Below are 13,012 nucleotides of genomic sequence, written 5' to 3' on the forward strand. Positions count from 1 at the left end.
GCGCAAACCCGCTGCGACGGCGCATCGCCGCAGCGGGCAGGCCGGTTACGGCCGGATCACCGTCATGCCGAACGGGCCGGCGTTGGCGGCCGCATAGGCCACGGCCTCGTTGGCGTGGTCGAGATCGAAGTCCTTTGTCTCGTAGTGATCGAGGCGCAACAGCCCTGCGCGCACCAGCGCGATCAGGCGGACGGCCGCATCCGCCGGATACATCCAGACGCCGTGGATGGTGATGCATTCGCGCATGATCCAGTTGTAGGGCAGCTCGAGGCCCGCGCCGCCCTGCATGTTGACGCCGCCCATCAGCACGACGCGGCCGTAAGGACGCACCGTCATGATTGCGGCGCGCACCACCGTGGTCGAGACCGAAGGCGGCATGATGTCGAGCACGCAATCGATCGGGCCAGGTGCAGCGCGCTTCATGCGCTCGCGATCGTCGGCCTCGTTGCCCGTCAGCTTCACCGGCCTGACGCGCTCGCCGTAACGGCGCACGAGTTTGGCCAGCATCGCCTCGTTGCGGCCCGGCGCCACGACGCAGGCTGCACCCATCGCCAGCGCCACCGCCACGGCGGCGCTGCCGAAATTGCCGGTCGCGCCGCTAACCAGCACGGTCTCGCCAGGCTGGAGTTTGGCGGCGAGGAAGCCGCCATACGGCACCAGCATGTTGCCCAGCGCGCACCATTGGCCGGCCTCCGTCGCGCTGATCTGGCCGAGCCGCGTCACGTTCTCCGTCGGCAGCCTCATCTGCTCGGCGAACGAGCCGTCGTGAAAATATTTTTGCAGCCGCATGCCGCCTTCGCCGCGGGCGCTCACGCCCTGCAGGTGAATGTCGGGAGCGATCGCATCGTCGCGCGCGCGCACCGTCGGTCCGCACAGCACCCAGTCACCGACGGCGAGTTTCGTGGAGTCCGGGCCGGTCGCGCGCACGCGGCCGACCCCGCCCGCGCCGGGCACGACGGGGAGATCCAGCGCGTATTTGCGCTCGCCGCTCAACACCTCGTTCGTATACGACACTACGCGGGTGGCAACGATATCGACGATCACCTCGCCGGTGCCGAGCACCGGGGCGGGCACGTCCTCGATCGCCAGCGGGGATCCGAAGGATTTAAGTACTGCAGCTTTCATGATGTTCACCTCTAAGTCGGGTGAAGCCCATATGCGCCGGCTTTGACAGGACAGGAAGGCCTGGTATTATCCTAGTATTGCAAGGGCCCTCCATCGAGGCATTCATCATGGCCGACCCACGCCGCGTCGAATTCGGCGATTTCCTCCGCTCTCGCCGCGAAAAGCTCTCGCCGAAGACCGTAGGTCTTCCCGCAGGCCAGCGGCGGCGCACAGCGGGCCTGCGCCGCGAGGAGGTCGCCCAGCTCGCCGGCATCGGCGTCGACTGGTACATCCGTCTCGAGCAGGGCCGCACCGTCAGCCCGTCCGTCACCACCGTCGATGCGCTGGCCCGTGCGCTGCGGCTCAGCAAGGCCGAGCACTCCCATCTCAAGGCGCTGGCGCGCGACGGCGACAGGCGCCCGTTCGTGCGCGAGATCGTGCCGCCGCCGATCCTGCGGCTGATCGAGAGCCTGACCCAGCCGGCCTACATCGTCGGGCGGCGCTGGGACGTGCTGGCCTGGAACGACTCCGCCGAGGACGTTTTCGCGTTCGGGCGATTGCCGGAGGAAGATCGCAACACGCTGCTGCTGATGATGACCAACAAGCAGACGCGAAAGGCTTACGGCGCCGGCTGGGCGGACGTCGCCAAGCGCATGGTCGCGATGTTCCGCGCCACCCACGACGTCTGGGCGGGCGATCCTGCGTTTGCGGAATTGTTGACACGGCTGCGGCAGGGCAGTCCGGAATTCGTCAAATGGTGGGGCGCGCACGAGGTCCACAGCACCATGTCGGGTCGCAAGACCATGTCGCATCCCACCAAGGGCGTGCTGCATTTCGAGCACACCAGCTTTCAGGCCAATGACGATCCGGCGCTGAAGCTCGTGATCTACACACCGGTGTAGGGCGGGGGCTCATAAGGGGGGCATGGACGCGGCGGCAAAATGCGGCCGCCGCGTCACGATCGCACCAGCTAATGCGTTGCCAGTTCGAGGTGCTTGCGCAGGCCGGCATTGATCTGCTCGATCGCAGCCTCGGTCGAGGGCACATGGCGCAAAGCGTTCAGCGCCACGAAATCGTGAATTGTGCCATTGTAGCGGACCGCGTCGACGCTGACACCCGCATCCTTCAGCTTGCGGGCATAGGCTTCCCCTTCGTCACGCAGCGGATCGTTCTCCGCGGTGATGACGAGTGCCGGCGGCAGCCCTTTGAGCTCGCTGGTGCTGGCACGAAGCGGGGACACATAGGGATTGTCGCGGGTCTTCGCGTCGGGAGCATAGAGGTCCCAGCCGTATTTCATGAATGCGCGCGTCAGGAAGCGGCCGGTCCCGTAGGCGTGGTAGGACGGTGTATCGACGCCGGCGTCGGTCGCCGGAATCAGCAGCACCTGGTAGCTGATTTTCGGGCCGCTGCGATCCTTGGTCATCAAGGAGAGCGCCGCGCTCATGTTGCCGCCGACCGAGTTGCCGGCAACCGCGATCCTGCTGCCATCGGCGCCAAGCTCCTGTGCATGGCCGCCGACCCACTTCAATGCTGCGTAGCATTCCTCCAACTGAGTGGGGAATTTGGCCTGCGGCAGCGGCGTGTATTCGACGAAAACACCGACCAGTCCGGTGCCCGCGACGAGGTCGCGCAGCAGGCGCTGATGGTTCTGGAAATTGCCGACGAGCCAGACACCGCCATGGATGAAGAACAGCACGCCGGGATTGCTGCTCATTTGCGCGGGCTTCATGATGTAGAGCTTCACCTTGCGGCCGTCCTGGTCGATCGTCCGCTCGCTGGTTGTCACGCCGGTCATGTCGACATCCGACTGCGACTGCAGTGCGGTGAGAATCTCCTGCGGCTTCGGCTGCGGAAGCTCCCAGAACGGGCTGGAGTCCTTGTTGATCCCGGCAAGGAAGGCGCGAACCTGCGGATCGATCCGCGGGTCAGTGGCGGCGTCGGGTTCTGCGGCGAGGGCTGCTTGTGTCATCATGCTTGCTCCGAGAGTGAGGGCTGCGAGTTTTCGAATGCGGTTCATGGGAACGGATCCTTATTTGCCGGCAATTGTCCGCGATGTTCGGGGCCGTCGACGCGCCCGGTTACGCGACCGCCGCGACGGCCCTTCTCACCGCCAGGACGAGCGTTTAAGCTGATTTGGTGCGTCAATTCCCTGAGACAGAACTGAGAAGTTCTGAGAATTGTGCGAGCCCGCGGAGACGGCGATGGCAGAACAAGGCCCACGCGCCGCGTATGCGGCCAAGGAGTGGGAAATCGATCTTGACCGGCGCGAGTTGCGGTGCCGCGGTGTCTCCGTTCCCATTGGCGGCCGCGCGTTCGAGATACTTGAGGTTCTCGTGGAGGCGGGTGGAGAACTCGTCCACAAACACCATCTCATCGATCGGGTGTGGCTAGGCGCGGTGGTCGAGGAAAATACCCTCCACTTTCACATCTCGGCCATCCGCAAGGCGTTGGGCGCCGACCGGCCGCTACTGAACACGGTCTCCGGCCGCGGTTACCGCATGCTCGGCAATTGGACTATCCGGCAGGCAAGCAAGCCGGAACATCGGCCCGATCATTCGGAACGCAAGCCGAGGCAGCCGTTTCGATCCAACGTGCCCATGGCCGCATCGGCCCTGATTGGCCGAAGCGCAGCCAGGCAGCATCTGCTCAATGTCTTGTCGGCCTATCGCGTCGTCACGTTGACCGGGCCGGGTGGGATCGGAAAGAGTGCGCTGGCGCTGGAGGTCGCGCGCAGCCTGTTTCCGACATTTGAGGGTGACTGCTGGCTTGTCGAACTGGCTTCACTGTCCGACCCCGCGCTGGTGCCGTCCGCGGTCGTTCCCGTCCTGGGGCTGAAGATCGGTGGCACCGTGATTTCCGCCGAAGCTGTCGCCCGGGCCATCGGCGGCGAGAAACTTCTGCTTGTGCTTGACAATTGCGAGCATCTCGCTGACGCGGCGGCGAGCCTCGCGGAAGCCCTGGTTCGCTTGTGCCCGAATGCGTCCGTGCTGGCGACGAGCCGGGAAATCCTGCGGATCGAGGGCGAGTACGTCTATCGCGTTCCTCCGCTGGATGTACCGCCGCCACGCCTCGAAAGCGCTGACAATGTCGACGAATACAGCTCCGTCCAGCTCTTCATCACCCGGTTGATAGCGCTCGACTCCGCCTTTTCAGCGAGCGCTGAATACCTGCCGCTGATTGCCTCGATCTGCCGCCAGCTCGACGGCATCCCGCTTGCCATCGAGTTTGCGGCGGCGCGTGCCGCGATGCTGGGACTGCAGCAGGTCGCCGAACGCCTGAACGACCGCTTCAACCTGCTGACGGCCGGCCGCCGCACGGCGCTGCCGCGGCACCAGACCCTGCGTGCGACGCTGGACTGGAGCTACGAACTGTTGCCGGACGCGGAGCGGACGCTGCTGCAGCGGCTTTCGATTTTCGTGGGCGGATTCACGCTTGAGGCGGCGACGGCAGTGATGAGCGACACCGGCGCGACGGACTCCGCGGTTGCCGAAGGTATTGCGAGCCTGGCGGCCAAGTCGCTGGTGTCGCTGGACACGTCGGTGGCGTCGGGCCGCTGGCGATTGCTTGAAACCACCCGGGCCTATGGGCTCGACAAGCTGGACGAGACTGGTGCAACGGACCAGGTGGCTCGTCGCCACACCGAGTTCTTCCGCAGTCTGTTCGCGCCGGCTGCCGTGAGTCCGCGGGTGGCCCTCGACGATCTGCCCCACTACATCAGGGACATCGACAATCTGCGCGCCGCGCTCGGTTGGACGTTCTCCCGCAGCAATAGCGATGACGGCTTGCGCATCGGACTTGCCGTCGCCGCCGCGCCCGTTCTGCTCGCGACGTCGATGCTGCCCGAATGTCATCGCTGGTCGGAGCGGGCGATTCTCGTTCTTGGCGATGACAGGCGCGGCACGGCTGAAGAAATGCGGTTGCAGGCGGCGCTGGGCTTTTCGCTGATGTTTACCCAGGGCGGAAGCGACGCGGCGCGTGCCGCGCTGGACCGGAGCCTCCTCATCGCCGAAGAAAGTGGCGACATCCTCTACCAGATGTGGCTGATGGTTTCGCTGAACATCTTTCACTCGCGAAAGGGCAATTTCACGATAGCGCTGCAATACGCAAGACGCGGTTCGGCCACGGCCACAATCTTGGGCGACCCGGCGGCAATCGCGCTGGCCCGGTTCGGCCTCGGAAACTCACTCCATTTCATCGGCGACCTCGGCGGAGCCAGCGCCGAGCTGGAGGCGGCGCTTCTTCATCGGCCGCGCTCACCCCAGAGCGGCACGACCTATCTCGGCTATGACTACGAAATTCTGGCTGCGATCGCCCTGGCAAATACGCTGTGCCTGCAGGGCCATCCTGATCAGGCCGTCGAGCGCGCACGCCGGACAATCAAAGACGCCGAGCGGATCAACGATCCGATCGTGCTGTCCATCGTGTTGCGGCATGCTGTACTGCTGTTCCTCTGGATCGGCGAACTGCCCTATGCCGAGGAGCTCATCGACTGGTACATCTCGAATGCCCGCTCGCACTCCCTGGCGCCGCAGATCGCGGCCGGGCGCGGCCTCAAGGGGACGCTGACCATCCGCCGCGGCAACGCACGGGATGGAGTCGATTTCCTGCAAGGCTGCCTGGAGGAGCTTCGCGCCACGCATTATGGACTGATGATCTCGGCCTTCCACATCTCGCTCGCGGAAGGATTGGCTGCCGCGGGACGATTTGCCGAGAGCATGAGAGCGGCCGACGATGGCATCGATCTGGTCGAGACCAACGGGGACATGATCAACATGCCCGAGTTGCTGCGCGTAAAAGGCGCCGTTCTCTTCTCGATGCCGAAGCCGCGCCTCGACGAGGCGGAAGCGAGCCTCATCAATTCGCTCGATCTGAGCCGCAAGCAGGGCGCGCGCGCCAGCGAACTGCGCGCCGCCATCGATCTGGCAAGGCTGACGACGGTGCGAGGCCGGCGCGAGGATGCCCGCGTGCTGCTGCAACGAGTCTATGACCAGTTCGACGAGGGCCTGAACACCGCAGACCTGAAGTGTGCAGCGCGCCTGTTGGCGACATTGCGGTAGCCTCGACGGAAGGCACGTGCCGGGTACATACAGATGCCGCGCCGGTCCGGTACTGCATAGAAATCGGCATGCAGCGGCCGCCTTGGTTGCATGCACCGTTGCTGCGATAACTGGGTCGCGTCAGCCAAATATCTGAGTATCCGCTGGCGGCCCAACTCGGACCGGTGCCGAAGTCCGCGATGTCGCGGGCACAGCGGACCACGCGCGAGCGTTACGAGTACGCACTACCAATTAGTGCGCCTTGCCTGGCGGGCGATCCCGCTTGACCATGTCGCATCCCACCAAGGGCGTGCTGCATTTCGAGCACACCAGCTTTCTGGCCAATGACGATCCGGCGCTGAAGCTCGTGATCTACACGCCAGTGTGAGGGCAGGGACCGATAGGATATCAACCGTTGCTGGGAGGGTTCCTTTGCTACGCAGAGCGGTCATCAACGGAGCGCGCCGCCGGTTCCGAAGGTTCGCCTCGAATTTCAGCACGCCTTTGTCTTGCACTGCGATACGATGGGTCGGCGGCTGCGGTGGGAGTGGTGTCTAGTGGCGCAAGTTCATGCGGGCGGAAGCTACGGAGGCGACGCTGTAGGCGACAGGTTTCGCCTGAGTCTCAGTCCAACAACGCTGCTGGCGCGGACAGCGTCAGTCTCTCCGATTGCATTTACGCGTCTAAAGAGTGATGACGCACCGCTTGGTCGAACCAAGGATGCGTTGGCCGAGAATGCGTACTTATTCCACGTTCAATTCCTGCCAGCGGCAGTAGATATGTGGGTCGACGGAAAACACAGGCCAGCGACAACCACGACTCCGGGCACCACGTTTTTATACGATCTTAGAAGCAATCCGGTTGCGGAAATCCACTCATCTTTCGACAACATTCGCTTCTATGTTTCCCAGGCGACTCTCGACGAGTTTGCCTTCGATCACGGCATTCGGCGAATAATGGGTCTGGAGTCGTCGCGCATCGCGTTTCAAGATCGTGTCATGTGGGGATTGGCAAATGCTCTTCTCGATTCCGTCGAGCATTCGAACGAGCGCAGCACGCTGTTCATCGACCATGTCGCGCTCACTTTTTGCGCTCACGTCATGCGAGCCTACGGCGACGCAGCGCTGCCAAATGACAGGTCCGCTGGGGGATTGTCGCCCTGGCAGCTTCGTCGCGTGCTGGACTTCATCGCGGCGCATTTCAACGACGATCCGTCCATCGCAGAGCTTGCACGCGAATGCGGATTGTCGTCCGGCTATTTTTCGCGCGCCTTCCGCCAGACGACCGGCGTGACGCCTCACCAGTGGTTGATCAGGAGGAGAGTCGAGCGTGCCCGCCAGTTGTTGCTCGGAGACGGGCTCGGCCTGGCAGACATCGCTTTGGTCTGCGGTTTTGTCGACCAAAGCCATTTCAACCGGGTTTTCGCGAAGCCTGAAGGCGATAGTCCGGGGCGATGGCGGCAACGGCATCGCAAACCCCGCCGCTGATCGCGTGCTCTGCCATTTGTGCTGAGCACGAACGCAAATGACCCGCCCGGATTGCCGTTTGTCGCATGACTGCGACAATCGCCGAATTGCGGAATTGCCCGCTTTTCGATCAAGCGCGGCACATGTGGCCATGTATGTTGTTGGACCGTACGATACGGTGTAGGGCCGCCCCGCAATGGAGTACGCGCATGCAGAGCCTCGCCGGCGGGAGCTACGAAAGCGCGGTTATCGGGGATCGGTTCAAGATCGATCTGCCTCCAACCATTCTGGCGCGGACGGCGTCCGTCGCGCCGATCGGATTCACCCGTCTGGCGAGCCCGCGCGCGATGCACGGGCCGGCCAAGAACGTTCCGTCCGAACACGCGTTTTCGTTCCACGTGCCGCTCTTGCCGGTCGCCGTGGATCTCTGGATCGACGGACGGCACCATCTGACCAAGTCGGTCGATCCGGGCGCCACGTTCCTGTTCGATCTGCGCAGCAATCCGGTCTCCGAAATCCACGCGCCGTTCGACAACATCCGGTTCTATATCTCCCAGGCCTCCCTGGACGAACTCGCCTTCGACCAGGGAATTCCCCGCACCAAGGGGCTGATTTTGTCCGGCCAGGGCGCCTATGACAGGGTGATGTACGGATTGGCCAACGCCCTGGTGGATCAGGTCGAGCATGCAAGCGAACGCAGCGCCCTATTCATCGACCACATTGCGCTGGCCTTTTACGCCCACGTCATCAAGGCCTACGGCAACGGCACGGTGCCGGACGCCCCGATTGCGGGGGGATTGTCGCCCTGGCAACTTCGTCGGGTGCTGGATTTCATCACGGCGCATCTCGACGGCGATCCCACCATCGCCGAGCTTGCGCGCGAGTGTGCATTGTCGCCGGGCTATTTCGCCCGCGCATTCCGCCGGACCACCGGGATCACGCCGCACCAATGGCTGGTCCGAAAGCGGGTTGAGCGGGCCAAGGCATTGCTGCTCAGAGGCAGGTCGGGCCTTGCCGAGATCGCCGCGACGTGCGGGTTCGTCGATCAAAGCCACTTCACGCGTGTCTTCACGAAGCTTGAAGGGGACAGTCCCGGACGGTGGCGTCAGATACATCGCTGATCTCATCGACCACCATGCGCCCGCCAATTTGCGCGGCAAGGTCGGTTTTTTAAAAAAGACAGCGTCACGAATGTCCAATCCAAGCGGCTTCGCTTGGCTGATCCTCGGTACCGGAATGCGGCGGCTCGAAACCAGACCGCCGCCACGACGAGGGTGCCATGGACAGCAAACCGGCTTTCACCGAGCATCGAATCCGGCGCGAACAGGGAGCGATCTACGCGCGTGACTATGACGGAACGGGGCCGGCCTTCGTTCTCATGCACGGCTTCCCGGACAATCTTCACATCTACGACGACCTCATTCCCTACCTGACGGCCGCCGGCCGGCGCGTCGTCGCATTCGATTTCCTGGGCTTTTTGGCGCATCCGACAAGACGGCTGCGTCCTACAGCTTCGCGCATCAGCTCAGCGATCTCTCGGCGGTGATCCAGTCCCTCGGGCTCGGCCAGGTCGTTCCCGTTGGGCATGATTCATCGGGGGCGGCCGCGATCAATTTCGCGGTCGAACATCCCTACAAGGTCGCTTCGCTCTGCATTCTCAATTCGGCCTACGACAATTCGCCGCTGAACATCTGGCCCGAGATGATCGTTCTGTTCGCCGATCCGGCGCTGAAGGCGCTCGCGCTCGCGGTCGCGCAAAGTGCGGCGCAGTTCGGCTGGCTGCTCGACTGGCAAAGGGCGAAGTTTGCAGAGCCGCTGCCGGCGGAGCAGAAACTGCATTTCGAGCAATTCGTGGCCCCGCTGATCGCGGACAATTTTGTGCGGCCGCCGGGCTCCGGCCCCGCCTTCATGCAGATGAGCGCGCAGTTCTACGAGGAGCTGAAGCGAAACAGCACGCGCCTGCCTTTGGTTGAGGCGCTCGACGTCCCTGTCAAGGTCATCTGGGGAGAACTCGATCCCTATCTCGGAGTCGCCTTGGGCAAGGAGCGGGCCGCTCATTTCAAGAAGGGGTCGTTCCATCCCATCCCGGCCGGACATTGGCTGCAGTCGGACATGCCGGAACGCGTCGCCGAACTGATGCTGTCGTGATCGCGCCTCGCACATCGAAGGATCCGCTGTCATGAGCAGAAAAGTCCCGATTTCGGGCGCCACGGGAGACACCGGCCGCGCCGCCGTAAAGGAAGCGATCGCGCTCGGACTTGATGTTCGTGCGATGGTTCACAGCAAGGACTCGCGGTCGGATGCGCTGGAGCGGCTGGGCGCGGAGGTCGTGCTTGGCGACCTTCTCGAGATCGACACCGTCCATGCCGCCATGAAAGGTCGTGACGCCGCCTATCTGGTCTGGCCCGTCGCACCGGGCCTGATCCATGCAACCGTCAATTTCGCCCAGGCTGCCAAAGAGACCGGCGTTTCGACCATCATCAACCTGTCGCAGCGCTCCGCCAATCGATTCTCCACCAGCCATTCCTGCCGCGACAGCTTCATCGCCGAGCAGGTGCTGAACTGGTCCGCCGTGCCAGTCGTCCATTTGCGCCCGACCTATTTTCTCGAATGGCTGCTTTACCCCTGGCAACTCCCGTATCTCCAGCAAGGCGTTCTCCGTATGCCCGTCGGCAAGGGGCGACATTCGCCGATCGCTGCCGATGATCAGGGGCGCGTCATTGCAGCGCTCCTGAAAAGCCCCGAAGCGCATATCGGCAAGACCATTCCGGTCTCCGGTCCGGTCGAGATGGACCACGAGCAGATGGCGGCAGAGCTGGCCGAGGCTTTGGGTCGCAGGATCGTCTTCCGGGATCTTCCGATCGACGAATATTGCAGGTCGTTGGAAGCGATGGGGGTTCCGCCCTACATCGTTCAACACCTTGGCGGGCCATGGATGACTATCAGCACGGTCACATGTCCGGAGCTGACGACAACGTCGAAAAGCTCACGGGGCGGAGGTCGATGACCGTCGGCGAATTCGCTCGCGCCCACGCCGACGTACTCAACGCCCGCCCTGACAATCGCTGAACCCGCAATCGCGGGAGGAGGATGAAGAATGACAGCTCTCTTCAATCAAGGCGCACTGGTTGCCCGATGTCGCCGGGCGCTCCTGGCGCTTGCAGTGGTCGCGACGGCAGCCTCGCCGAGCGCGCAGGCGGCCTCGCGATCTGAAGATCCACTTGGCACGTCACAACGCCAACACGTCACCAACTCAGGAAAGGACTTGATCAAAATGTCAGAAAACAAGGCTCCGGGCTCGGCCGAGATGGTCGCAGCGAAGACCCTCACGACGAAAGTGCTGGCGATCGGCACATGGACGGCCAAGGCAACGCCGCAGACCATTCCTCCCGTGATGCCGTCGGAGGCTTACGACACGATGCGGCTAATGCTCGCCGGGAAGATCGACCAGTGGTTCGCCAAGAACGACGGGTCCGGTGCGGTGTTCCTGATGAACGTGACTGATCCTGCCGAGGCGCATGCGCTGCTGGAAAAGCTGCCGCTGGGCCAGGCCGACATGATGACGTTCCAGCTCATTCCGGTCGGCCCGCTCTGGCCGCTGGGTCTGCTCGAGCCCGCGAAATAAGAACGCGCGCATAGCGCTCAGTCGTTGGAAGGATCACTTCAAATGGATATCGCTGGTTCAGTCGCTCTCGTCACCGGAGCCAATGGCGGCATCGGCCAGGCCTTCGTCCGCGCGCTGCTGGCGCGGGGCGCGGCCAAGGTCTATGTCGCGGCGCGCGACCCGGCGTCGCTGGCCGATCTACTCAAGCAAAGCGAGGGGAGGCTGGTGCCGTTGAAGCTCGACGTCACCGATCCTGCTCAGGTGGCCGCCGCGGCCGCCACCGCGCCGGACGTCACTCTGCTCGTCAACAATGCGGGCTACGCGGCGTTCCAGGGCGCGATCGCGGCGCCCGACATCTCTGCCGCGCGGCGTGAGATGGATGTCAACTATTTCGGCCCGCTGGCGCTGACCCGCACATTCAAGCCCGCCCTGGCGGGTGGTGCGATCGTCAACATGTTGTCGATGGCGGCACTGGTCAGTTTGCCGGTGACGGGGACCTATTCGGCCTCCAAGGCGGCATTCCTCTCGGTGACGCGAAGTATCCGGGCTGAGATGGCGGCGCAGGGCACGATCGTCGTTGGTGTTCTGGCCGTGCAGACCGAAACTGCGATTGGCGCCCGGCTTCCGCCACCGCGCATGACGCCGGATGAGGTCGTGTCCGACGCCCTCGATGCGGTTCAAGCCGGCACGAACGACGAGGTCGTTGCGGGGTCGCTGACGCGAGGCGCGTATCAAGCCTTCATTGCAGATCCCAAGGGATTTCAGGCCAAGATGTCCATGCGATTGCCGCAGCCATCCTGATCTTCACTGCGCCGTGGCCGGGCTCCGCGCAGCCCGGCCGTACATTCCGTTCGAACGAAAATCGTTGGGCATCACCATGATAGGCATGAGTCTCGCCACTTTCACGCTCCTGCACGTCCTCATCAGCCTGATCGGCATCGTTGCCGGCCTGACGGCAGCGATCGGCTGGCTGAAGTCCGGTCCATCCCGGGGGTCGACGGCGGTCTTTCTGGCTGCCACGATATTGACGAGCGTCACCGGTTTCTTTTTTCCGGTCCCAAAACTCCTGCCGTCGCACATCGTCGGGCTGATTTCGCTGGCGATGCTGGCGCTCGCGACATTCGCGCTCTACGGCAGGCACCTTCTGGGACTCTGGCGTCCGATCTTTACGGTCACCGCCATCCTGTCATTGTACCTGAACGTGTTCGTTCTGGTCATTCAGGCCTTCCTGAAAATCCCCTTGTTGAAATCATGGGCGCCAACGCAGACAGAGCCCGCGTTCGTGGTTGTACAGGGTGTGGTGCTTCTCGTTTTCGGGGGTCTGGCGATCTTGACCACCGTGCGGTTTCGGCCGGCGCATTTTGCAGCGCTCCGACCGTGAAATATACGACCGAGCTTTATTGCCTGACGCTCATCTCGGCCGCGACGGCGATGATGTGGGTACCGTACGTCGTCGCACGAATGACGACACACGGCGTGCTGCGCGCAATCGGCACTCCCGGACCCGGCTACCCGGAGGACGCACCCTGGGCGGACAGAGCGCGGCGGGCCCACCTCAATGCGATTGAGAACCTGGCCGTGTTTGCGCCGCTTGTGCTGGTGGGCGCAATCATCGAGGTAAGCACCAGGGCGACCGCGCTATCTGCTCAGATATACGTTGCCGCACGCCTCGCTCACTATGTCATTTACGCCGCAGGCGTTCCCGTCATCCGAACTTTCGCCTTTCTGATTGGTGCATGTGCGACACTGGTGTTTGCCGTCGAATTGCTTCTGAGCGGCGTATAGATTGAAGCCGCGCCATT

The 13,012-nt window shown here is 63.4% G+C and carries 13 protein-coding genes; 11 read left to right on the forward strand and 2 right to left on the reverse strand.

Annotated elements, in window-relative coordinates:
- Positions 1 to 45: 45 nt before the first annotated feature.
- Positions 46 to 1,125 (reverse strand): alcohol dehydrogenase catalytic domain-containing protein, encoded by a 1,080-nt coding sequence (locus tag ACPPVR_RS20330; protein WP_426615910.1) that lies wholly within the window; start codon positions 1,123 to 1,125, stop codon positions 46 to 48.
- A 107-nt stretch (positions 1,126 to 1,232) separates the two neighbouring features.
- Between ACPPVR_RS20330 and ACPPVR_RS20335 the strand changes: the two genes are divergently transcribed.
- The gene (locus ACPPVR_RS20335; protein ID WP_426615911.1) at positions 1,233 to 2,006 is read left to right on the forward strand and encodes a helix-turn-helix transcriptional regulator; all 774 of its coding nucleotides are present in this window, start codon (positions 1,233 to 1,235) and stop codon (positions 2,004 to 2,006) included.
- A gap of 68 nt (positions 2,007 to 2,074) precedes the next feature.
- On the opposite strand, the gene ACPPVR_RS20340 is transcribed toward ACPPVR_RS20335, so the two are convergent.
- Positions 2,075 to 3,073 (reverse strand): alpha/beta hydrolase, encoded by a 999-nt coding sequence (locus ACPPVR_RS20340; RefSeq protein ID WP_426615912.1) that lies wholly within the window; start codon positions 3,071 to 3,073, stop codon positions 2,075 to 2,077.
- Between the two features lie 232 nt (positions 3,074 to 3,305).
- Between ACPPVR_RS20340 and ACPPVR_RS20345 the strand changes: the two genes are divergently transcribed.
- From ACPPVR_RS20345 to ACPPVR_RS20390, 10 genes are all read left to right on the forward strand, one after another.
- Positions 3,306 to 6,161 (forward strand): ATP-binding protein, encoded by a 2,856-nt coding sequence (locus ACPPVR_RS20345; protein WP_426615913.1) that lies wholly within the window; start codon positions 3,306 to 3,308, stop codon positions 6,159 to 6,161.
- Between the two features lie 704 nt (positions 6,162 to 6,865).
- Positions 6,866 to 7,627 (forward strand): helix-turn-helix domain-containing protein, encoded by a 762-nt coding sequence (locus ACPPVR_RS20350; RefSeq protein ID WP_426615914.1) that lies wholly within the window; start codon positions 6,866 to 6,868, stop codon positions 7,625 to 7,627.
- A 188-nt stretch (positions 7,628 to 7,815) separates the two neighbouring features.
- Positions 7,816 to 8,727: a helix-turn-helix domain-containing protein gene (locus ACPPVR_RS20355; protein WP_426615915.1), complete on the forward strand. Its 912-nt coding sequence runs from the start codon at positions 7,816 to 7,818 to the stop codon at positions 8,725 to 8,727.
- Between the two features lie 158 nt (positions 8,728 to 8,885).
- A complete protein-coding gene (locus ACPPVR_RS20360) occupies positions 8,886 to 9,152 on the forward strand; it encodes an alpha/beta fold hydrolase (protein WP_426615916.1) in 267 nt (88 codons plus the stop codon).
- Positions 9,065 to 9,754 (forward strand): alpha/beta fold hydrolase, encoded by a 690-nt coding sequence (locus ACPPVR_RS20365; protein ID WP_426616142.1) that lies wholly within the window; start codon positions 9,065 to 9,067, stop codon positions 9,752 to 9,754. Before ACPPVR_RS20360 ends, ACPPVR_RS20365 begins: the two co-directional genes overlap by 88 nt.
- Positions 9,755 to 9,785: 31 nt before the next feature.
- On the forward strand, positions 9,786 to 10,613 hold the full coding sequence (locus tag ACPPVR_RS20370) for an NAD(P)H-binding protein (protein WP_426615917.1): 828 nt from the start codon (positions 9,786 to 9,788) through the stop codon (positions 10,611 to 10,613).
- Between the two features lie 267 nt (positions 10,614 to 10,880).
- A complete protein-coding gene (locus ACPPVR_RS20375; RefSeq protein ID WP_426615918.1) occupies positions 10,881 to 11,231 on the forward strand; it encodes a hypothetical protein in 351 nt (116 codons plus the stop codon).
- 42 nt (positions 11,232 to 11,273) lie between these two features.
- Positions 11,274 to 12,011 carry an SDR family NAD(P)-dependent oxidoreductase gene (locus ACPPVR_RS20380; protein ID WP_426615919.1) on the forward strand — a complete coding sequence of 246 codons (738 nt, stop codon included), beginning with the start codon at positions 11,274 to 11,276 and terminating at the stop codon, positions 12,009 to 12,011.
- A gap of 76 nt (positions 12,012 to 12,087) precedes the next feature.
- Entirely contained in the window at positions 12,088 to 12,591 is a 504-nt protein-coding gene (locus ACPPVR_RS20385) for a hypothetical protein (RefSeq protein ID WP_426616143.1), read from the forward strand.
- Complete coding sequence (locus tag ACPPVR_RS20390; protein ID WP_426615920.1) at positions 12,588 to 12,995, forward strand: MAPEG family protein; 408 nt, start codon at positions 12,588 to 12,590, stop codon at positions 12,993 to 12,995. The genes ACPPVR_RS20385 and ACPPVR_RS20390 overlap by 4 nt, the downstream gene beginning before the upstream one ends.
- Positions 12,996 to 13,012 lie beyond the last annotated feature (17 nt).

The sequence above is a fragment of the Bradyrhizobium sp. McL0616 genome, from assembly GCF_049993385.1.
Lineage (GTDB): Bacteria > Pseudomonadota > Alphaproteobacteria > Rhizobiales > Xanthobacteraceae > Bradyrhizobium.

Excerpts from the sequence above, each read along its gene's own strand:
- ACPPVR_RS20330 (WP_426615910.1), bottom strand. The coding sequence starts at position 1,125 with ATGAAAGCTGCAGTACTTAAATCCTTCGGATCCCCGCTGGCGATCGAG.
- ACPPVR_RS20335 (WP_426615911.1), top strand. The coding sequence starts at position 1,233 with ATGGCCGACCCACGCCGCGTCGAATTCGGCGATTTCCTCCGCTCTCGC.
- ACPPVR_RS20340 (WP_426615912.1), bottom strand. The coding sequence starts at position 3,073 with ATGACACAAGCAGCCCTCGCCGCAGAACCCGACGCCGCCACTGACCCG.
- ACPPVR_RS20345 (WP_426615913.1), top strand. The coding sequence starts at position 3,306 with ATGGCAGAACAAGGCCCACGCGCCGCGTATGCGGCCAAGGAGTGGGAA.
- ACPPVR_RS20355 (WP_426615915.1), top strand. The coding sequence starts at position 7,816 with ATGCAGAGCCTCGCCGGCGGGAGCTACGAAAGCGCGGTTATCGGGGAT.
- ACPPVR_RS20360 (WP_426615916.1), top strand. The coding sequence starts at position 8,886 with ATGGACAGCAAACCGGCTTTCACCGAGCATCGAATCCGGCGCGAACAG.
- ACPPVR_RS20370 (WP_426615917.1), top strand. The coding sequence starts at position 9,786 with ATGAGCAGAAAAGTCCCGATTTCGGGCGCCACGGGAGACACCGGCCGC.
- ACPPVR_RS20375 (WP_426615918.1), top strand. The coding sequence starts at position 10,881 with ATGTCAGAAAACAAGGCTCCGGGCTCGGCCGAGATGGTCGCAGCGAAG.
- ACPPVR_RS20380 (WP_426615919.1), top strand. The coding sequence starts at position 11,274 with ATGGATATCGCTGGTTCAGTCGCTCTCGTCACCGGAGCCAATGGCGGC.
- ACPPVR_RS20385 (WP_426616143.1), top strand. The coding sequence starts at position 12,088 with ATGATAGGCATGAGTCTCGCCACTTTCACGCTCCTGCACGTCCTCATC.